General features: G+C 60.5%; 17 protein-coding genes. 9 read left to right on the forward strand and 8 right to left on the reverse strand.

Translation table 11 applies throughout. From position 1 onward, the window contains the following. Positions 1-28 precede the first annotated feature (28 nt). The 4 genes from serB (at position 29) to ACJ8QI_RS16060 (ending at position 5,308) form a co-directional block, all read left to right on the forward strand. Positions 29-1,006 carry a phosphoserine phosphatase gene (gene serB, locus ACJ8QI_RS16045; RefSeq protein WP_016929162.1) on the forward strand — a complete coding sequence of 326 codons (978 nt, stop codon included), beginning with the start codon at positions 29-31 and terminating at the stop codon, positions 1,004-1,006. A gap of 19 nt (positions 1,007-1,025) precedes the next feature. Then, positions 1,026-2,411 carry a DNA repair protein RadA gene (radA, locus tag ACJ8QI_RS16050; protein ID WP_025159617.1) on the forward strand — a complete coding sequence of 462 codons (1,386 nt, stop codon included), beginning with the start codon at positions 1,026-1,028 and terminating at the stop codon, positions 2,409-2,411. Positions 2,412-2,469: 58 nt separating this feature from the next. Continuing rightward, positions 2,470-3,741: a multifunctional transcriptional regulator/nicotinamide-nucleotide adenylyltransferase/ribosylnicotinamide kinase NadR gene (nadR, locus tag ACJ8QI_RS16055; RefSeq protein ID WP_049198077.1), complete on the forward strand. Its 1,272-nt coding sequence runs from the start codon at positions 2,470-2,472 to the stop codon at positions 3,739-3,741. Positions 3,742-3,874: 133 nt separating this feature from the next. Further along, entirely contained in the window at positions 3,875-5,308 is a 1,434-nt protein-coding gene (locus tag ACJ8QI_RS16060; protein ID WP_141957928.1) for a glycosyltransferase family 39 protein, read from the forward strand. A gap of 31 nt (positions 5,309-5,339) precedes the next feature. Here ACJ8QI_RS16060 and ACJ8QI_RS16065 read toward each other — a convergent pair whose 3' ends face one another. Further along, positions 5,340-6,341 carry a zinc-binding alcohol dehydrogenase family protein gene (locus ACJ8QI_RS16065; protein ID WP_164268589.1) on the reverse strand — a complete coding sequence of 334 codons (1,002 nt, stop codon included), beginning with the start codon at positions 6,339-6,341 and terminating at the stop codon, positions 5,340-5,342. Positions 6,342-6,438: 97 nt separating this feature from the next. Between ACJ8QI_RS16065 and ACJ8QI_RS16070 the strand changes: the two genes are divergently transcribed. Next, a complete protein-coding gene (locus ACJ8QI_RS16070) occupies positions 6,439-7,350 on the forward strand; it encodes a LysR family transcriptional regulator (protein ID WP_442532807.1) in 912 nt (303 codons plus the stop codon). A 30-nt stretch (positions 7,351-7,380) separates the two neighbouring features. Here the strand turns inward: ACJ8QI_RS16070 and ettA are convergent, their stop codons facing one another. From ettA to ACJ8QI_RS16090, 4 genes are all read right to left on the reverse strand, one after another. Next, entirely contained in the window at positions 7,381-9,048 is a 1,668-nt protein-coding gene (gene ettA / locus ACJ8QI_RS16075) for an energy-dependent translational throttle protein EttA (protein ID WP_025159620.1), read from the reverse strand. Positions 9,049-9,190: 142 nt separating this feature from the next. Beyond that, positions 9,191-9,688 (reverse strand): OmpA family protein, encoded by a 498-nt coding sequence (locus ACJ8QI_RS16080; RefSeq protein WP_019455003.1) that lies wholly within the window; start codon positions 9,686-9,688, stop codon positions 9,191-9,193. 38 nt (positions 9,689-9,726) lie between these two features. Next, entirely contained in the window at positions 9,727-10,974 is a 1,248-nt protein-coding gene (locus ACJ8QI_RS16085) for a diguanylate cyclase domain-containing protein (RefSeq protein WP_038878524.1), read from the reverse strand. Beyond that, the gene (locus ACJ8QI_RS16090; protein WP_060422355.1) at positions 10,971-11,576 is read right to left on the reverse strand and encodes a YfiR family protein; all 606 of its coding nucleotides are present in this window, start codon (positions 11,574-11,576) and stop codon (positions 10,971-10,973) included. The genes ACJ8QI_RS16085 and ACJ8QI_RS16090 overlap by 4 nt, the downstream gene beginning before the upstream one ends. Before the next feature lie 639 nt (positions 11,577-12,215). Here ACJ8QI_RS16090 and sltY point away from each other — a divergent pair. Together sltY and trpR are read left to right on the forward strand one after the other, a co-directional pair. Then, positions 12,216-14,144: a murein transglycosylase gene (sltY, locus tag ACJ8QI_RS16095; RefSeq protein WP_442532808.1), complete on the forward strand. Its 1,929-nt coding sequence runs from the start codon at positions 12,216-12,218 to the stop codon at positions 14,142-14,144. Between the two features lie 54 nt (positions 14,145-14,198). Beyond that, a complete protein-coding gene (gene trpR / locus ACJ8QI_RS16100; protein WP_004933017.1) occupies positions 14,199-14,528 on the forward strand; it encodes a trp operon repressor in 330 nt (109 codons plus the stop codon). 11 nt (positions 14,529-14,539) lie between these two features. On the opposite strand, the gene yjjX is transcribed toward trpR, so the two are convergent. Continuing rightward, complete coding sequence (gene yjjX, locus ACJ8QI_RS16105; protein ID WP_442532809.1) at positions 14,540-15,058, reverse strand: inosine/xanthosine triphosphatase; 519 nt, start codon at positions 15,056-15,058, stop codon at positions 14,540-14,542. A gap of 101 nt (positions 15,059-15,159) precedes the next feature. Here yjjX and gpmB point away from each other — a divergent pair, with 101 nt between their 5' ends. After that, entirely contained in the window at positions 15,160-15,807 is a 648-nt protein-coding gene (gene gpmB, locus ACJ8QI_RS16110; protein WP_038878534.1) for a 2,3-diphosphoglycerate-dependent phosphoglycerate mutase GpmB, read from the forward strand. On the opposite strand, the gene robA is transcribed toward gpmB, so the two are convergent. Further along, positions 15,804-16,673, reverse strand: a complete 870-nt coding sequence (robA, locus tag ACJ8QI_RS16115) for an MDR efflux pump AcrAB transcriptional activator RobA (protein WP_038878537.1) — start codon at positions 16,671-16,673, stop codon at positions 15,804-15,806. The two genes, gpmB and robA, sit on opposite strands and share 4 nt — an antisense overlap. Before the next feature lie 342 nt (positions 16,674-17,015). Between robA and creA the strand changes: the two genes are divergently transcribed. Further along, positions 17,016-17,495, forward strand: a complete 480-nt coding sequence (creA, locus tag ACJ8QI_RS16120) for a protein CreA (RefSeq protein ID WP_442532810.1) — start codon at positions 17,016-17,018, stop codon at positions 17,493-17,495. A 52-nt stretch (positions 17,496-17,547) separates the two neighbouring features. Here the strand turns inward: creA and arcA are convergent, their stop codons facing one another. After that, positions 17,548-18,264 (reverse strand): two-component system response regulator ArcA, encoded by a 717-nt coding sequence (gene arcA / locus ACJ8QI_RS16125; protein WP_004933003.1) that lies wholly within the window; start codon positions 18,262-18,264, stop codon positions 17,548-17,550. Positions 18,265-18,869: the final 605 nt, after the last annotated feature.

The raw sequence follows: 18,869 nt of genomic DNA on the forward strand, positions 1-18,869 counted from the left end.
AGCGTTTTTGTCCATTCAGGAGTCAATGATGTCAAACAGTCTGACCTATTGCGATCTTCCGGCGGAGATCTCTCAATGGCCGGGTCTTCCCCTTTCGCTCAGCGGCGACGAAGTGATGCCGCTGGACTACCGGGCGGGCAATACCGGGTGGCTGTTATACGGCAGAAAGCTGGACAAGGCGCGCATTACGCAATTCCAACGTAAGCTCGGCGCGGCGATGGTGATCGTCACCGCCTGGGGCGTGGACGACTATCAGGTGGTGCGGTTGGCGGGCACGTTGACGCCGCGCGCCAAGCTGTTGGCGGCGGAGAGCGGGCTGGACGTGGCGCCGCTCGGCAAGATCCCACACCTGCGCACGCCGGGGCTGCTGGTGATGGACATGGATTCGACGGCGATCGAGATCGAGTGCATCGACGAGATCGCCAAGCTGGCGGGCGTCGGCGAGCAGGTGGCGGAAGTCACCGAGCGCGCGATGCGCGGCGAGCTGGACTTTACCGCCAGCCTGCGCCAGCGCGTCGGCACGCTGAAAGGGGCCGACGCCAACATCCTCAAGCAGGTGCGCGACGAGCTGCCGCTGATGCCGGGGCTGACCAGCCTGGTGGGCAAGCTGCAGGCGATGGGCTGGCATGTGGCGATCGCCTCCGGCGGCTTCACCTACTATGCCGAATACCTGCGCAACCGGCTGCGGCTGGTGGCGGCAGCGGCCAATGAGCTGGAGATCCGCGACGGCAAGCTGACCGGCGAAGTGCTGGGGCCGGTGGTGGACGCACAGTTCAAAGCCGACACGCTGCTGCGGCTGGCGGAAAAGCTTGAGATCCCGCTGGCGCAGACCGTGGCCATCGGCGACGGCGCCAACGATTTGAAAATGATGCAGGCGGCGGGGTTGGGCATCGCCTACCACGCCAAACCGAAAGTGTATGAAAAAGCGCAGGTGGCGATCCGGCATGCGGATCTGATGGGCGTGCTGTGTATTCTCACCGGCAGCCTGAAACACGAAGTGCGATAACGAAAGATTGAGGTAAGACGTGGCAAAAGCGGCAAAACGGGCATTTGTGTGCAATGAGTGCGGGGCGGACTATCCGCGTTGGCAGGGGCAGTGCAGCGCCTGTCATGCCTGGAACACCATCACGGAAGTGCGTTTGGCCGCGTCGCCCGCAGCGGCGCGCAACGATCGCCTCAGCGGTTATGCCGGCGACGCCGGCGTCAGCAAGGTACAGAAGCTGTCGGAAATCAGCCTTGAGGCGCTGCCGCGCTTCACCACCGGCTTTCTCGAGTTCGACCGCGTGCTGGGCGGCGGCGTGGTGCCCGGCAGCGCCATTCTGATCGGCGGCAACCCCGGCGCCGGCAAGAGCACCCTGTTGCTGCAGGTGCTGTGCAAACTGTCCGAACAGATGAAAACCCTGTACGTCACCGGCGAGGAGTCGCTGCAGCAGGTGGCGATGCGCGCTCACCGTCTGGGGCTGCCGACCGGCGGCCTGAACATGCTGTCGGAAACCAGCATCGAGCAGATCTGCCTGATCGCCGAGCAGGAGCAGCCGAAGCTGATGGTGATCGACTCGATCCAGGTGATGCACATGGCGGACATTCAGTCTTCGCCGGGCAGCGTGGCGCAGGTGCGGGAAACCGCCGCCTATCTGACGCGCTTCGCCAAGACGCGCGGCGTGGCGATCGTCATGGTCGGCCACGTCACCAAAGACGGCTCGCTGGCCGGGCCGAAAGTGCTGGAACACTGTATCGACTGTTCGGTGCTGCTGGATGGCGACGCCGATTCCCGCTTCCGCACCCTGCGCAGTCACAAGAACCGCTTCGGCGCGGTCAACGAGCTGGGCGTGTTTGCCATGACCGAACAGGGGCTGCGCGAAGTCAGCAACCCTTCGGCGATCTTCCTTAGCCGCGGCGACGAAGTCACCTCCGGCAGCTCGGTGATGGTGGTGTGGGAAGGTACCCGGCCGCTGCTGGTGGAGATCCAGGCGCTGGTGGATCACTCGATGATGTCCAACCCGCGCCGCGTGGCGGTGGGCCTGGAGCAGAACCGGTTGGCGATCCTGCTGGCGGTGCTGCACCGGCACGGCGGGCTGCAGATGTCGGATCAGGACGTGTTCGTCAACGTGGTCGGCGGGGTAAAGGTCAGCGAGACCAGCGCCGATCTGGCGCTGCTGATGTCGCTGGTTTCAAGCCTGCGCGATCGGCCGCTGCCGAACGATCTGGTGGTGTTCGGCGAAGTGGGGTTGGCGGGGGAGATTCGCCCGGTGCCGAGCGGCCAGGAGCGCATCTCCGAAGCGGCCAAGCACGGCTTCAAGCGTGCCATCGTGCCGCACGGCAACATGCCGAAGAAGCCGCCGGCCAACATGCAGGTGTTCGGGGTCAAGAAGCTGGCGGACGCGCTGGACGTGCTGGAAGAGTTTTATTAATGTCGCCGACGGCGAGAAAGATATGCTATTTTGTTTAGCATACTAAACGGAGGTGGCCATGCCGCAATTTGATTACCTGAAGACGTCCATTAAGCAAAAGGGCTGTACTTTGCAGCAGGTGGCGGATGCCAGCGGCATGACCAAAGGCTATCTTAGCCAGCTGTTGAACGACAAGATCAAAAGCCCGAGCGCGCAAAAGCTCGAGGCGCTGCACCGTTTTCTCGGGCTGGAGTTCCCGCGTAAAGAGGTTAAAGTCGGCGTGGTGTTTGGTAAATTTTACCCGCTGCACACCGGCCACATCTACCTGATCCAGCGCGCCTGCAGCCAGGTGGACGAGCTGCACGTTATCTTGTGCCATGACGAGCCGCGCGATCGCGAGCTGTTCGAGAACAGTTCGATGTCGCAACAGCCGACGGTCAGCGATCGCCTGCGCTGGCTGCTGCAGACCTTCAAGTACCAGAAAAACATCCATATCCACTCGTTCGACGAACAGGGCATCGAACCCTATCCGCACGGCTGGAACGTGTGGAGCGACGGCATGAAGGCCTTTATGGAACAGAAGGGCATCGTGCCGAGCTTCATCTATTCCAGCGAAGCGCAGGATGCGCCGCGCTACCGCGAGCATCTGGGCATCGAAACCATTTTGGTCGACCCCGAGCGTTCGTTCATGAACATCAGCGGCAATCAGATCCGCCAGGATCCGTTCCGCTATTGGGACTACATCCCGACCGAGGTGAAGCCGTTCTTCGTGCGCACCGTAGCGATCCTCGGCGGCGAATCGAGCGGCAAGTCGACGTTGGTCAACAAGTTGGCCAACATCTTCAACACCACCAGTGCCTGGGAATATGGCCGCGATTACGTGTTTTCGCACCTGGGCGGCGACGAGATGGCGCTGCAGTATTCCGACTACGACAAAATTGCCCTCGGGCAGGCGCAATACGTGGATTTCGCGGTCAAGTACGCCAACAAGGTGGCGTTTATCGATACCGATTTCGTGACTACGCAGGCATTTTGCAAAAAGTACGAAGGGCGTGAACACCCCTTCGTGCAGGCGCTGATCGACGAATACCGTTTCGATCTGGTGATACTGCTGGAAAACAACACGCCGTGGGTGGCGGACGGCCTGCGCAGCCTCGGCAGCACCGCCGATCGCCTGGCGTTCCAGCGCCTGCTGGAGGAGATGCTGCGCGCCAACAACATCGAGTACGTGCACGTTGAGTCCAGTGATTACGAAGAGCGTTTCCTGCGCTGCGTCGAGCTGGTGCAACAGCTGCTGGCGGCGGACGCCGGCCGGTTGAGCGCGCCCGCCCATCGTCACGCGGCAGGCTGAGTAAAATTAGCGTAATGTGCGATCGATGCGGCAGAAACGCCACCCAGGCGCACATTTAACGGCTTGTTTAAACATGGTTCATTCGACAGCGACTAAGTTAAGATTTTCTTTACAATAACGCTTAGAAGAAGACATGTCTTATCGCTTACTCGCTCTCTGGTTGGTCTGCTATGCCGCAGCCTGGACGCTGCTGACTGTTCATCTCGATCCTACCCTGCCTTACGACGCCGTCGAGGCGCTCAACTGGGGCCTCAACGGCGAGTGGGGCTCACCGAAAAATCCGTGGCTGGTCGGTGCGGCGATGCATCCGGCGATCTGGCTGTCGTGGCTGCCGCTGAACGTTTACTGGTATGGCGGGCACTTCATCGCCATCGCCATCGGCATGTTGGGCGTCTGGCTGTTGGCGCGGCGTCTGAGCGGCAGCACCTTGCTGGCCTGGATGGCGCTGCTGACGCTCAACCTGTCCGGCATCATCAATTTCGACATTATTCCCTACAACGACAACTACCTGTTGGTGATGCTGTGGCCGTGGATGGCGCTGTTCTTCCATATGGCGATCTCGCGTTCGGCCAACTGGTGGCCGGCCTTCGCGTTGGTGGCCGGTCTGGCGATGATGGCGAAATACTCGACCTTCGCCTTCGTCTATTTCGTGGCGCTGTCGACGCTGTTCGTACCGCAGGTCCGTCGCTGCTATCGGCAGCCGCAGTTCTATCTGGCGGTGGCGATCTGGCTGGCGTTGGTGTTGCCGAACGTGTTCTGGCTCTGGAACCACGACTTTGCCGCCTTCAAATGGGTGGATTCGCAGATCAAGATGCAGCTCAACCTCGACATGCTGCAGTCGCTGCTGCTGGTGTTCTATCCGTCGCTGGTGCTGTGGGCGATCCTGCGGCGCAGCGGGGCGGTGCTGGCCTGGCCATCGGCGTTGCCGATGCGGGTGCTGCTGTGGATCTATCTGTTGCCGCTCGGCATTATCACTTTCTGGTTCTCCTTCAACGTCGGCGGCCGGTTGACCGAGTGGCTGCAGCCGTTCTTTATGCTGGCGCCCGCGCTGCTGGTCGGCTGCGTGCGTCAGCCGCCGGTGCGTTCACTGCGCGCGGCGACCCTCGGGCTGATGTGCGCAGCGCTGGCGGTCTATTTGGGTTATGCCGCGGTGATGCTGGGCAACGTGCGCAACGCCGGCCAGAAAATGGTGGGTATCAAGGCGTTCAGCGCCGGGGTGGAGCGGCAGTGGCAGGAGCGGTATGGCGTCGATCTACGCTACGTTGGCGGCGAATACCTGTCGCAGTGGATGACGGTGTACGCCGGTTCCCGGCCGCAGACCATTACGCGTTGGTCCAATCATACGCGCCCGAATATCTACAACGTCAACATCAGCTATCCGCAGATTGCGCAGCACGGCGTCGCCCTGTTCGGCCGGTTGGGCGAAGACTGCGCGCACAGCGACTTCGGCGGTGAGTTGGCCCACTGGCCGAAGATGCGCCTCGATTGGCAGCAGACGCTGACGTTCCGCGCCGATCCGCATGCCGACGAGCAGACGCTGTGCGTCGGCTTCGTCCGCCCGCAGTAACGGCGGCGCAGGGCGCCGCCGCGATTCAGGCTTAGTAAGCGATAACCAGCTTGCCTTGCATATGGCCGCCGAGCAACTGTCGATGCGCGGCGGTCAGCGTGTCTACCGACAGCCCGTGCAGGGTTTCGCTCAGCGTGGTGCTCAGCTTGCCTTCGTCCAGCAACTGCGCCATCTGCTGCAGGATCTTGCCTTGCTGCGCGATGTCCGGGGTGGTGAACATGCTGCGGGTGAACATGAATTCCCAGTGCAGCGCGGCGCTTTTCAGCTTCAGCGCGTTTTGATCCAACGGCTGCGCGTTCTCGACGATGGTGCAGATATGGCCCAGCGGCGCGACCAGCTCGGCCATCACCGGCCAGTGGCCGTCGGTATCGTTCAGGCACAGGATGTAATCCACCTGCTCGATGCCGTGCTGAGCCAGGTTGCCTTTCAGATCGCGGTAGTCCACCACCAGATCGGCGCCGCGTTCACGGCACCAGGCGGCGGATTCCGGCCTTGAGGCGGTGGCGATCACTTTCACCTTGCTGCGCAATGCGGCCAGCGGAATGGCCAGCGAGCCGACTCCGCCGGCGCCGCCGATGATCAACAGCGTCTTGTGCTCCGGCGCATTGTGAATGTTCAGGTGTTCGAACAGCGCCTCCCAGGCGGTGAGGGCGGTGAGTGGCAGGGCGGCGGACTCGGCCCAGTTCAGGCTGCGCGGCTTGTGCGCGGCGATGCGTGAGTCGATCAGCTGGTGGCTGCTGTTGCTGCCGGGACGGGTGATGTCGCCGGCGTACCAGACTTCATCGCCGGGCTTGAAGCCGCTGACGCCGCTGCCCACGCCCACCACGATGCCGCTGGCGTCCCAGCCGAGAATGCGCGGCTGCTGCAGGCCGCTTTTCTGCAGACCGGCGTGCACTTTGGTGTCCACCGGGTTGACCGACACGGCTTTCACCTCCACCAGCAGATCGTACTGGCCGGGAACCGGCATCTCCGGTGAAATTTCGATGAAACCGGCGGGGTTCTGCGGGTCTACGGCAATGGCTTTTATCGACATGATTGTACTCCTTTCAAATGATGCCCCCAGTGTAGACCCGCGGCAGTGGGGTGATAAGATGGACAATATCTAACTGAGTGTTCGTTTAGGGTGAACAATGGAATTCAAACAGCTGCAGGACATGGCGCTGTTCGCGCTGGTGGCGGAGTGCGGCAGCTTCACCGCCGCCGCACAGCGCGTGGGATTGCCGAAATCCAGCGTCAGCCAGCGCATCAGCCAGCTCGAACAGACGCTGGGGCTGCGCTTGCTCAACCGCACCACGCGCCAGCTGAACCTGACCTTCGCCGGTGAGCGTTATCTGGAACATTGTCAGGCGATGATGTCCGCCGCCGAACGCGCCGATCTGGCGCTGCAGCGGCTGCGCGATAACCCGAGCGGCCGCCTGCGCATCTCGACGCCCGCCGGGCTGGGGGCGACCCTGGTGGCGCGGCTGGCGGCGGATTTTCAGCGCCAGTACCCGGACGTTTCGCTGGAGGTGTCGGTGTCCGATGCCATGGTGGATCTGGTACAGGAAGGCTTCGATGCCGCGTTGCGCACCGGCAAGCCGCAGGATTCTTCGCTGATCGGTCGCCGTCTCGGGTATGCGCCGCGCTATCTGTTGGCGGCGCCGTCCTATCTGGCGCAGCATCTGCCGATCGAACACCCGCAGCAGCTGCAACAGCATCGCTGCATTGCCCACCGCGCCTGGACGGCCTGGAACCTGCGCTGTGGCGACGACTACTACCGTTGGCAGCTGCCGCTGGCGCACACCACCGACAACCTGCTGTATGCGCGTGAATGCGCTATCGCCGGTGCGGGGATCACGCTGTTGCCGGCGTTTCTCAGCCGCGAGGTGGTGGCGCAGAAGCTGTTGGTGGAAGTCTTGCCGGCGTGGCGCGCGGAGGGTAATGAGCTGTATCTGGTCTACCCGAGCCGCAAGCTGAATTCCCCGGCGCTGGCCTGTTTTATCGATGTGGTGCTGCAGCACCCGGCGTTTGACGACTACGCGCGCGAGCTGGCGCGGGAATAAAAAAAGGCGCCGCATGCGGCGCCTTGGGGATTACTTGGCGATCTTCTTGTACTTGATGCGGTGCGGCTCGAGCGCGTCGGCGCCCAGCGTACGCTTCTTGTACTCTTCGTACTCGGTGAAGTTGCCTTCGAAGAATTCCACCTTGCCCTCGTCCTGGTAGTCCAGGATGTGGGTGGCGATACGGTCGAGGAACCAACGGTCGTGCGAGATCACCATGGCGCAGCCAGGGAATTCCAGCAGGGCGTTTTCCAACGCGCGCAGGGTTTCGATATCCAGGTCGTTGGTCGGTTCATCGAGCAGCAGCACGTTGCCGCCAACCTGCAGCAGCTTGGCCAGGTGCAGACGGCCACGCTCACCGCCGGACAGCTCGCCCACGCGTTTGCCCTGATCGACGCCCTTGAAGTTGAAGCGGCCGACATAGGCGCGGCTCGGCATCTCGGTGTTGCCGATGCGCATGATGTCCTGCCCGCCGGAGACTTCTTCCCACACGGTTTTCGAGCCGTCCATGCTGTCGCGGAACTGATCGACGGACGCCAGCTTGACGGTATCGCCCAGCACGATGCTGCCGGAGTCAGGCTGTTCCTGACCGGACATCATGCGGAACAGCGTGGATTTACCCGCGCCGTTCGGGCCGATGATGCCGACGATTGCCCCTTTCGGCACAGAGAACGACAGGTCGTCGATCAGCAGGCGGTCGCCGTAGGACTTGCGCAGGTTGCTGACTTCGACCACTTTATCGCCCAGGCGTGCGCCAGGTGGAATGAACAGTTCGTTGGTTTCGTTGCGTTTCTGGTATTCGGTGTTGTTCAGCTCTTCGAAGCGGGCCAAACGGGCCTTGCCTTTGGACTGACGTCCTTTGGCACCCTGACGCACCCACTCCAGCTCTTTCTCGATCGACTTACGACGAGCGGCTTCGGCGGAGGCTTCCTGCGCCAGACGCGCGTCTTTCTGCTCCAGCCAGGAAGAGTAGTTGCCTTCCCATGGAATGCCCTCGCCCCGGTCCAGTTCGAGGATCCAGCCGGCCACGTTATCCAGGAAGTAACGGTCGTGGGTGATCGCCACCACGGTGCCTTCGAAGTCGTGCAGGAAGCGTTCCAGCCAGGCCACGGACTCGGCGTCCAGGTGGTTGGTCGGTTCGTCCAGCAGCAGCATGTCCGGTTTTTCGAGCAGCAGGCGGCACAGCGCTACGCGGCGACGCTCACCCCCGGACAGGTGGGCGATTTTGGCGTCCCAGTCCGGCAGGCGCAGCGCATCGGCGGCGCGTTCCAGTTGGGCGTTGAGGTTGTGACCGTCGTGCGCCTGAATGATCTCTTCCAAGCGGCCCTGTTCGGCGGCCAGCTTGTCGAAGTCTGCGCCTTCTTCCGCGTACAGCGCGTACACTTCGTCCAGGCGTTTCAGCGCGCCGACCACTTCTGCCAGCGCTTCTTCCACCGATTCACGCACGGTGTGTTCGAGGTTAAGCTGCGGCTCCTGCGGCAGGTAACCGATCTTGATGCCCGGCTGTGGGCGCGCTTCCCCTTCGATGTCGGTATCGATGCCGGCCATGATGCGCAGCAGGGTGGACTTACCGGCGCCGTTCAGGCCCAGTACGCCGATTTTGGCCCCAGGGAAGAAGCTCAGGGAGATGTTTTTCAAAATATGACGCTTCGGCGGTACGACCTTGCCGACGCGGTGCATGGTATAGACGTATTGAGCCACGTTGCTCTAAGCCTCTCTATATCAGTATTTATAGGATGTCTGGCGGCATGAGTGTAGCCCGTTTCGATCTCGGATCCCAGACATCGCTCAGCGATCGCTAAGTATAACCGTTTATGCGCCGATAAAGGCGCATATTGGTGGCTTATGGCGTGACGACGATCGCGACGCGGCGGTTTTCCGCGCGGCCGCTGGAGGTGCGGTTGTCGGCAACGGGATCGCGCTTGCCCATGCCGCGGGTTTCGATATTGGCGCGCGGAATGCCGACGCTGGCCAGCAGATCGGCCACCGCATCGGCGCGGCGCAGCGAGAGTTGGTCGTTATAGCTGTCTTCACCGTAGTTGTCGGTATGGCCGTCCAGGCGGAACTTGGTGATGCCGACGCTCAGCAACGCACGGCCCATCTTCTGCACCGTCTCGGTGCTTTCCGGGTTCAGCTTGCCGATGTTGTTGCCGAACAGCACTTTATCCGACAGACCGAACTCCCAGCCGTTGTCAGTCAGCTTGAAGCCCTGCGATTGCAGCAGCGCAACCTGCTCGGGCGTCAGGCCCTGCGGCTTGCTCTGGCAGCCGGCGAGCGCCAGCAGGGCGACGAACACCATCGTCAGCAGTGAAAAACGACCTTTAAACAGTTGCTGTATCATAGTCAAAATCCCTAGTTCAAGTGTTATAGCCGGGGCTCTTATTTATGTATAGCCAGCCGCCAGCCTCCGTTATAACGATGCTTTGCCTGATACATCGCATCGTCAGCTTCGTGCAAAAGACCCTGAGGCGTCGAGGCGTGATCAGGGTACAGCGCAATACCGATACTCAGAGAGGTAATGACCGCCTCGTCGTTCGGCAAAATGACCGGTTGCGTCATGCAGTCGATGATGTTGTCAGCGATCTGCAGGACATCTTCCGTGCCGTGTACCGGCGCCAGCAGCACGGCGAATTCATCCCCGCCCAGACGCGCGACCAGATCGGTCTCGCGCAGCTGCGCGCGAATGCGTCCGGCAATGGTGGTCAGCACCGCATCGCCTGCGGCGTGGCCGTAACTGTCGTTCACTTCCTTGAAGCGATCGCCGTCGATAAACAGCACCGCCAATTTTGCCGGCGGCTCGATATCGCCCAGGGCGCGGCTCAGCCGCCCTTCGAAGAAGGCGCGATTCGGCAAGCCGGTCAGGCTGTCGTGCGTCGCCCGGTGGGCCAGCGAGTCGTTCTCCTGCTTCAGGTGGGCCTGCCAGGCCTCCAGCTCGTCGAGCAAGCCGTTGAAATCGTTGCTGAGCTCATGCAGCTCGGCGATCGGCGCCGACGGCACCCGCAGGCCGAAGGTGCGATCGCGGCGCACCGCGTGCGCCACGTTGGCAATGTCGTCCAGCGAACTGACGATGCCGACCAGCATACGGCGCGACAACACCAGGGCGCACAAGGTACTGAGCACCAGGCAGGCGATCATGCCGACCATGCCGCGCAACAGGAAACGCAGCAGGCTGCCGCCGTTGCCGCTCAGCCAGACCTGGCCGACCTGCTTACCCTCGTGGGTGATGGGCAGGATGACCGGTTCGGGCAGCGCCCAGTGTGCGACGATCTGCTCCAGGCCGTGCAGCGGCCCATCGGTGGGATGGCGCCAGTTGGCCAGCATCTTGCCGTTGTTGTCGAGGATCCGCGCGTCCGATACTTCTTCGTTGGAGGCGATCAGCATCAGCGCCTCGCGCGCGGCGGTGCGGTCTTCAAACACCACGGCGGCCTCGACGGTATAACTGATGGAGCGCGCGATCAGGTGCAGGTTGTGGTTGGCATAGGCGCGCAGTGCAAACAGCGCCACCAGCGTCAAAAAGATGCCGGCGGTGCCGACGGCGATCAGCGCCAGCCCAAGATGCACCCGCTGCAGCACTCGGCCCAGCGTCGGGCGCGCATTGCCGGAACGGTTTTTACGCAACAGCCTCATAGCGGCGGCGCCTGTTTGCGTGCCAGCTGCAGCACGTTGGGGTGGACGCGCACGCCGCTGCGCGCCAGGGCGTCCAGGTTGACCTTGAAGCTGGCCTGATCCCCATCGATCTGCAGGCAAAATGCGCTGCCGGCGGAGCATTCGCTATCGTTCTCGCTGATGCTGAGAATGGAGTTGCCGGAAATGCGCTGCATGAAATTTTGTCTCTGCGCGGCGGTGATGTTCCCTAAGTAGATAACATCGCAGCCGGTACTCAGCGTTGGGCTGTCGAACGGCACGCGCTCGGCTTTAATCGGACGCGGGGCGCTGAGCAGGATCGGATCGAACAACCCTTCGGCATACTGGGTGGGTGCGGTCACGCACAACCGGATCGGATTGGGTTCACGCGACCAGCGGGCGTAGCTGATGATGCCGACCACCACGGTCGTCACGGCGTGCGTGCGCTTTTGATAGGGATCATCGGCGGCGCGCGCAGGCCCGGGCAACGTCAGCAGCACCAACAAAACGATCAGCAACAGGCGACCGATATTCAGGCGTGCGGCATGGAAGCCCGGCACGGGGCTTTTTGCGCAACGCATCGCTATCGCGGTCTTACTTGCCATTTTCACCCGCCATTCCGGCCTGATCCACCGCCCGCAGGCCGTGGCCTGACAAGGAAAAATCCGGCCCGCTTGAAGGGACAATCGTTTTGCTGAAAGCTGTCAGTCGCACTGCCTAATGAACACTATCTAACCCATAATTGGCGCGGATTGTATTATAAGATGTCTTCGTTGGGCGCTTTATGTGCTGTTTTCTCGGAATTATCCTACTTATTTTTGATAGTATAAAAATGCCTACCCGGGTTTGCCACCGCTTTTCTGCAAAGTTGGCGCGTTTGGCCAGCTGTCAGGCGATTTGCGCAACGACTGCGTCATTTCGAAAATGTAATAATGTGATAGCTAATAATTAAAAAGTATTTTACTTCTCCAATAAGCACCGGGGCGGCTAATAAAAATCCGGTGGCTGGAAATATCCCGCCGGCCTGATTTGTCAGCCAAAGTAAACGTTTTTTACCTGGCTCCCGTCATGGCGATACACTTCTTCTTCTACAGTATTGAATGGATAAGCGATTGCGCTGTCTATGGTAGATATCTGCGTCCGGGCCGTGCGCCCGGCTTTATTTTGTCCCGCGGCGCCGTGGCGCGGCGGTCACCGGGGAGCTGGGCGGCTCCTGCGGTATAACCAGTGAGGAAAGAGCGAGGATGGTCAAGGTGGACAAGCGACGGCTGTTGGCGATGGGGCTGTGCCTGACGGCGTTTTCCGGCGCGGCGCTGGCGGATTCTCTGGATGCGCAACGTCAGCGTTACCAGCAGATCAAACAGGCGTGGGACGGCAATCAGATGGACGTGGTGGCGCAGCTGATGCCGACGCTGCGCGATTACCCGCTTTATCCTTACCTGGAATACCGCGAGTTGACGCAGGATCTGAGTCAGGCGGGGTTCTCCGAGGTGAACGACTTTATCAAACGCAACCCGACGCTGCCGCCGGCGAAATCACTGGCGCCGCGCTTCGTCAATGAGCTGGCGCGTCGCGAAGACTGGCGCACCCTGTTGGCCTTCAGCCCGCAGCCGCCCAAACCGGTGGCGGCGCGCTGCAACTATTACTACGCCAAGTGGGCCACCGGCGATCAGCAGGCGGCCTGGAGCGGCGCCGACGAACTGTGGCTGAACGGCAAAACGCTGCCGAGCGCCTGCGATCGGCTGTTCAGCGTCTGGCGCGGCGCGGGCAAGCAGACGCCGCTCGATATTCTGGCGCGCATGAAGCTGGCGCTGAAAGAGGGCAACAGTTCACTGGTCAGCAACCTCTACAGCCAACTGCCGGCCGACTACCAGACCATGGGCAACGCCCTGGTGCGCTTGCAAAACGATCCGACCACCGTGGAAGCCTTCGCCCGCAGCGTGGGGCCGACCGACTTTACCCGCGCCGCCACCGGCATCGCCTTTGAGCGCCTGGCGCGGCAGGATGTGGAAAACGCGCGGGCGATGATCCCGACGCTTGCGCGGCTGCAGAAAATGAGCGACGACGAGCGGCTGGGGCTGGAAGAGGCGGTGGCCTGGCGCCTGATGGGCAACGATGCCACCTTTGAACAGGCGCAGTGGCGCGATCAGGTGATCCTGCGCAGCCGTTCGCCTTCGCTGCTGGAGCGCCGGGTGCGCATGGCGCTGGGTAACGGCGATCGGCAGGGCGTGGCGACCTGGCTGGCGCGCCTGCCGGAAGCGTCGCGCAACAAGGATGAGTGGCGCTACTGGCGCGCCAGTCAACTGATGGACGAAGGGAAACGCGCCGAAGGCGAGGAGATATTGCGTAACCTGATGACCGAACGCGGCTTCTATCCGATGGTGGCGGCGCAGAAGCTGAACGCCACTTATCCGGTGATGGTGGCGGTGGCGGCCAAGCCGCGCGCGTCGCTGACCGACGGGCCGGAAGTCGCCCGGGTGCGCGAGCTGATGTACTGGAATATGGACAACCTGGCCCGCAGCGAGTGGGGCTCCTACGTCGCCAGCCGCAGCCGGCCGGAACAAGAGGCGCTGGCGCGTTACGCCTTTGAGCAAAAATGGGCCGATCTGAGCGTGCAGGCGACCATCGTCGGCAAGCTGTGGGATCACCTGGAGGAACGCTTCCCGGTCGCCTGGCCGCAGGAGTTCCGCCGCGCCACCGATGACAAGGGGATCACCACCAGCTATGCGATGGCGATAGCGCGTCAGGAGAGCGCCTGGAATCCGAAGGCACAGTCGCCGGTTGGCGCTTCCGGCCTGATGCAGGTGATGCCGCGCACCGCGCAGCATACGGTGCAGATGTTCAACATCCCCGGTTACGTCGGCCCGAGCCAGCTGTTCGATCCGCAGACCAACATCACCATCGGCACCAGCTATCTGGAGTCGGTCTATCAGCAGTTCGGCCGCAACCGCATCCTGTCGACCGCCGCCTATAACGCCGGCCCGTCGCGGGTGAACACCTGGCTGGGCAACAGCGCAGGGCGGATCGATCCGGTAGCGTTTATCGAAAGCATTCCGTTCTCGGAAACCCGCGGCTACGTCAAGAACGTGTTGGCCTATGACGCGTTTTACCGCTATCTGACGCACCGGCCGGCCAAGGTGCTGACCGACGCCGAGTGGCAGAGACGTTATTGATTTTGACGGCCCTATGGTATGCTGCTGTACTAGTTAAATAGTATGGTGGCTGCCATGACGCAATTATCGTTAAACGACCCCGCTCTTTCAGAACAAGGCAATGAGGATTGGCTGCGCTTCGTCGCGCTGCTGCAGAATTCGTTTGCGCAAGAACTGCATCAACCGCTGCTGCAGCTGATGCTGACGCCGGACGAGCGCACCGCGCTGGGCACTCGGGTGCGGATCATTCAGGAACTGATGCGCGGCGAGATGAGCCAGCGTGAGCTGAAAAATGAACTGGGCGCGGGGATTGCCACCATCACCCGCGGATCGAACAGCCTGAAAGCGGCTTCACCTGAGCTGAAACAGTGGCTTGAGCAGCAGTTGCTGCACGACGCGCCCTAACAGGCTCGGGGTTATTGCTGATAGATGGCGTTGTGGAACGGCACCAGCGCCAGCAGCAGCGCCTGATGATAAACGCTGGTGCGGCTCAGCCGGCCGTCGGTGAAGATGCCGATGGCGCCGCCCTGACGCTTCACCTCGGGGTTGCCGGTGATTGCTGCCATTTCGCTGCCCAATTCGCGACCGTCGCGAATACCTTGTAAGATGACTTCCGGCAGCATCAGGCTCGCCGAGCGGGATTCGCCGCGGATGTGCGGGTTCTCGATGGTCATCCAGGCGAAGGTCATATTCTCTTCAATCCCGGCTTCTACGCCGACCCAAAAATCGGCCTCGGGCCTGACCTGGCGCGCTTCCATGACGCGTTGGCGCGAGCCGGTGCGCGTTTCGTGATTGCCTATCGGCTGCAGCGAGACGCCGCTGGCGACGTCGACGGCTTCAATGCGATAGTGGCCCGCGCCGAAGACGTCGTCGAAGGCCAGTTGAATAGCCTTGATCTTTGCCGGGTTGGTAGTTGCAGCGACAACATGGTACATAACGGGTTTGATATCCTTCTGGCCGATACGCCGGGCAGCGGCAAAAGCGCCGCCGGGCCGGGGATAAACGCAAATTTCACGCAGTATAACGGAAAACAAAAATGTTACAGGTATACCTCGTTCGCCATGGCGAAACGGAATGGAACGCGGCTCGCCGCATCCAGGGTCAGTCCGACAGCCCGTTAACCGCCATGGGTGAACACCAGGCCCGTCTGGTCGCCAGGCGCGTCAGCAAAGAAGGCATTACGCATATCATTACCAGCGATCTGGGGCGCACGCGCCGCACCGCGCAGATCATCGCCGAAGCCTGTGGCTGCGAAGTGATTTGCGATCCGCGTTTGCGTGAGCTGCACATGGGAGTTCTGGAAGAACGCCTGATCGACAGTTTGACGCCGCAGGAAGAGCAGTGGCGCAAACAGATGGTCGATGGTACTCCTGACGGCCGTATCCCTCAAGGCGAATCCATGGAGGAGCTGGGCGAGCGCATGCGTGCCGCGCTGGAGAGCTGCTTGATGCTGCCGGAAGGCAGCAAGCCGCTGCTCGTCAGCCATGGCATCGCGTTGGGGTGTTTGATCAGTACGGTGCTCGGGCTGCCGGCCTATGCGGAACGTCGCCTGCGCTTGCGCAACTGCTCACTGTCGCGCGTCGATCACCAGCAGAGCCCGTGGCTGGCTTCCGGCTGGATAGTGGAAACGGCGGGCGATGTCACGCATCTGGACATGCCCGCGTTGGACGAACTGCAGCGTTAACGTCGAATCGGGATCAGGTAATCGCACTTGATCTCGATAGGCGCCTGATGCGGACGGCGCTCGCCTTTCGGATAGAAACGCTCGATGTCGTGCCCCTTGCGGCGCGTCAGCTGGAGCGCCGGCAGGCAGGTGCCATACACCGTCAGGATGAAGTCTTGCAGCCCCTCGGTGGGCCCTTCGTAGCTGAACATCGCGAATTCACCGCCCGGCAACACCAGCGGCTGGCCTTCCTGTACTTTGTCAGGCACCTGATCCGGCTCCAGCGCCGTGGTGTACAGCACTTCCTGTTCGTCGTCCTTCTCCTGGCTCGGGCGCGAGTGGTGCAACCCGTACAGCACCGGCGGCAGGGTATCGACGTCACCGAGGAACTGGCGCCAGAACTGCGAGCGCAGTTCGGTGCGCACGGTGGTGATCTGTTCCAGCGTACAGGAGTAGCTTTGGGTCAGGCCAACCAGATGTTTATCCGGCAACGAAACGAATTCCGGCTGCGGCAGGGTGAAGGCCCCCAGACGGATCGGCGGACAGATGCCGAACGCGTTCCAGTCTTCGGCGCGGCGGTACAGCGCCGGCGTTTGCGCAAACTGTTTTTTGAAGGCGCGGGTGAAGGTCTGCTGCGAGTCGAAACGGTATTGCAGGGCGATATCCAAAATCGGCCGGCCGGTCAGACGCAGCGCGACGGCGGCTTTGGACAGCCTTCTTGCCCGGATGTAAGCACCGATGGCGTTACCGGTAATATCTTTGAACATCCGTTGCAGATGCCATTTGGAGTAGCCGGCCTTGGCCGCCACGTTATCCAGCGACAAGGGTTGGTCCAAATGGCTTTCCAGCCAGCTAAGCAGATCACGAATGATACCGGCTTGATCCATAGATCTTCCTCGTAAAGCTTGGGGGTAGGAACCCGAACTGTTGATTCGTCACGCTGGTGCTGCGCTATCAGACCGATCCATGAGCCATTATGCGTTGCACTCTTTGCCTCTGCTGCGCATGCCGCGCCAGAGTTGGATTGGGGTACACCGTAGTGGGCGCAAAGAAATAACGACGCCGCATCATAGCAATTTTTTTACTCCGCGACTCTCAAAGATTTTTGTCACGCTCTGTGCTAAAACGAACGGTGCGGACCCGTAAAAAACCGATTCCGTGAGCTTAGACATAAATAATGGCGATCGCCGAACCTATTTTTGCGGCAAGGTTATATCGGAGTTAAGTAAATGAAAAAAGGCTGGATATTTTTATTCGGTTTGGTTTGCGCAACCGTTGTCAGCGCGCAGGCGGAGCAGGTAGGTTCCGTTGATACGGTGTTTAAATTGTTGGGGCCAGACCACAAAATCGTGGTGGAAGCGTTCGACGATCCGGATGTTAAAAATGTAACTTGTTATATCAGCCGCGCCAAAACCGGCGGCATCAAAGGCGGCCTGGGGCTGGCGGAAGACACCGCCGACGCGGCCATTTCCTGCCAGCAGGTGGGGCCTATCGAGCTGAGCGACAAGATCAAAAACGGCAAGGCGGAAGGCGATGTGGTGTTCCAGAAACGCACCTCGCTGGTGTTCAAGAAGCTGCAGGTGGTGCGCTTTTACGACGCCAAGCGCAATTCGCTGATTTACCTCAGCTACTCCGACAAGGTGATCGACGGCTCGCCGAAGAACGCGCTGAGCGCGGTGCCGATCATGCCGTGGGCCGAGACGAAATAAAAAAAACGGGGTTCAGCATGCTGAACCCCGTTTTCATGACGGCAGGCCGGAATTACTCTTCCAGATCGCCGCAGAAGCGGTAGCCTTCGCCGTGAATGGTGGCGATGATTTCCGGCGTGTCCGGCGTCGATTCGAAGTGTTTGCGAATGCGACGGATGGTGACGTCCACGGTACGGTCATGCGGCTTCAGCTCGCGGCCGGTCATTTTCTTCAGCAGTTCGCCACGGGACTGGATCTTGCCCGGGTTTTCGCAGAAGTGCAGCATGGCGCGGAATTCGCTGCGCGGCAGCTTGTACTGTTCGCCGGCCGGGCTGATCAGCGAGCGGCTGTTGATGTCCAGCTCCCAACCGTTGAACTTGTAGCTCTCGACCAGGCGGCGCTCTTCGCCCAGGCTGCCCAAGTTCATGGTACGCGACAGCAGGTTGCGTGCGCGGATGGTCAGCTCACGCGGGTTGAACGGTTTGGTGATGTAATCGTCGGCGCCGATTTCCAGGCCGAGGATTTTATCCACTTCGTTATCGCGACCGGTCAGGAACATCAAGGCGACGCTGGCCTGTTCGCGCAGTTCGCGCGCCAACAGCAGGCCATTTTTGCCTGGCAGGTTGATGTCCATGATGACCAGATTGATATCATTTTCAGACAGGATATTGTGCATCTCTGCACCATCATTGGCTTCATGAACAATGTAGCCTTCCGCCTCGAAAATGCTCTTCAGGGTGTTACGAGTGACTAACTCGTCTTCGACAATCAGAATGTGCGGGGTCTGCATATTTGCTACCTAAAATTGCCAACAAAATAGAAAATCGGAAGTACAGAAGTCTCTGTTTTCTTAGAGGAGGGCAGAGATAGCGCCACGTTCCCTCTCAGCAAATGACTAAAGTACGTAAACTCGTTCTTGATGCACTTTCCATCTCATGTCAACAAGATCGCTAGCCTGGTGGGGATGCTGTTCCCTACAACCCCTTGGGGTGCCAAATCGGCGCATATCCTAACCCCATTAACAGCAATATAACAGCGCGTGCCGAATTCATCACCCAACAAAACTACGCTTTGTTGACATATATCAAATTCAATTGTAGCACGTTAACAGATTTGTGAAAAACACTTACAGAAATGCCAGTTTAAGTCACAGAACCTCAAATTCTGTGAACGATTCAGCATTATCCGGCCCGATAGGATACAATTATTCGCTTATTGATCATCGTCTTGTTTTAACTCATTGATAAATAAATGCAGTAAAACATAAGCACGAATAATGACTATTACGACGGGTTTATTAGCTCAACGAGCCGTTTAATCTTGTTTGTTGCTATTAACGCGTTTATTGTTACGCAATTGTAAATATAAGCGGGCGCTGCGCCACCGTCAAAAACG

It is taken from the genome of Serratia sp. CY84636, from assembly GCF_052166245.1.
GTDB classification, from domain to species: Bacteria; Pseudomonadota; Gammaproteobacteria; order Enterobacterales; family Enterobacteriaceae; genus Serratia; species Serratia nevei.

Bases quoted from the DNA above. Each gene is read 5' to 3' on its own strand.
- ACJ8QI_RS16065 (WP_164268589.1), bottom strand. From the start codon at position 6,341: ATGTCGATAAAAGCCATTGCCGTAGACCCGCAGAACCCCGCCGGTTTC.
- ACJ8QI_RS16090 (WP_060422355.1), bottom strand. From the start codon at position 11,576: ATGGCAAGTAAGACCGCGATAGCGATGCGTTGCGCAAAAAGCCCCGTG.
- ACJ8QI_RS16080 (WP_019455003.1), bottom strand. From the start codon at position 9,688: ATGATACAGCAACTGTTTAAAGGTCGTTTTTCACTGCTGACGATGGTG.
- ACJ8QI_RS16060 (WP_141957928.1), top strand. From the start codon at position 3,875: ATGTCTTATCGCTTACTCGCTCTCTGGTTGGTCTGCTATGCCGCAGCC.
- trpR (WP_004933017.1), top strand. From the start codon at position 14,199: ATGACGCAATTATCGTTAAACGACCCCGCTCTTTCAGAACAAGGCAAT.
- ACJ8QI_RS16085 (WP_038878524.1), bottom strand. From the start codon at position 10,974: ATGAGGCTGTTGCGTAAAAACCGTTCCGGCAATGCGCGCCCGACGCTG.
- robA (WP_038878537.1), bottom strand. From the start codon at position 16,673: ATGGATCAAGCCGGTATCATTCGTGATCTGCTTAGCTGGCTGGAAAGC.
- creA (WP_442532810.1), top strand. From the start codon at position 17,016: ATGAAAAAAGGCTGGATATTTTTATTCGGTTTGGTTTGCGCAACCGTT.
- yjjX (WP_442532809.1), bottom strand. From the start codon at position 15,058: ATGTACCATGTTGTCGCTGCAACTACCAACCCGGCAAAGATCAAGGCT.
- serB (WP_016929162.1), top strand. From the start codon at position 29: ATGTCAAACAGTCTGACCTATTGCGATCTTCCGGCGGAGATCTCTCAA.
- nadR (WP_049198077.1), top strand. From the start codon at position 2,470: ATGCCGCAATTTGATTACCTGAAGACGTCCATTAAGCAAAAGGGCTGT.
- ACJ8QI_RS16070 (WP_442532807.1), top strand. From the start codon at position 6,439: ATGGAATTCAAACAGCTGCAGGACATGGCGCTGTTCGCGCTGGTGGCG.
- gpmB (WP_038878534.1), top strand. From the start codon at position 15,160: ATGTTACAGGTATACCTCGTTCGCCATGGCGAAACGGAATGGAACGCG.
- sltY (WP_442532808.1), top strand. From the start codon at position 12,216: ATGGTCAAGGTGGACAAGCGACGGCTGTTGGCGATGGGGCTGTGCCTG.
- arcA (WP_004933003.1), bottom strand. From the start codon at position 18,264: ATGCAGACCCCGCACATTCTGATTGTCGAAGACGAGTTAGTCACTCGT.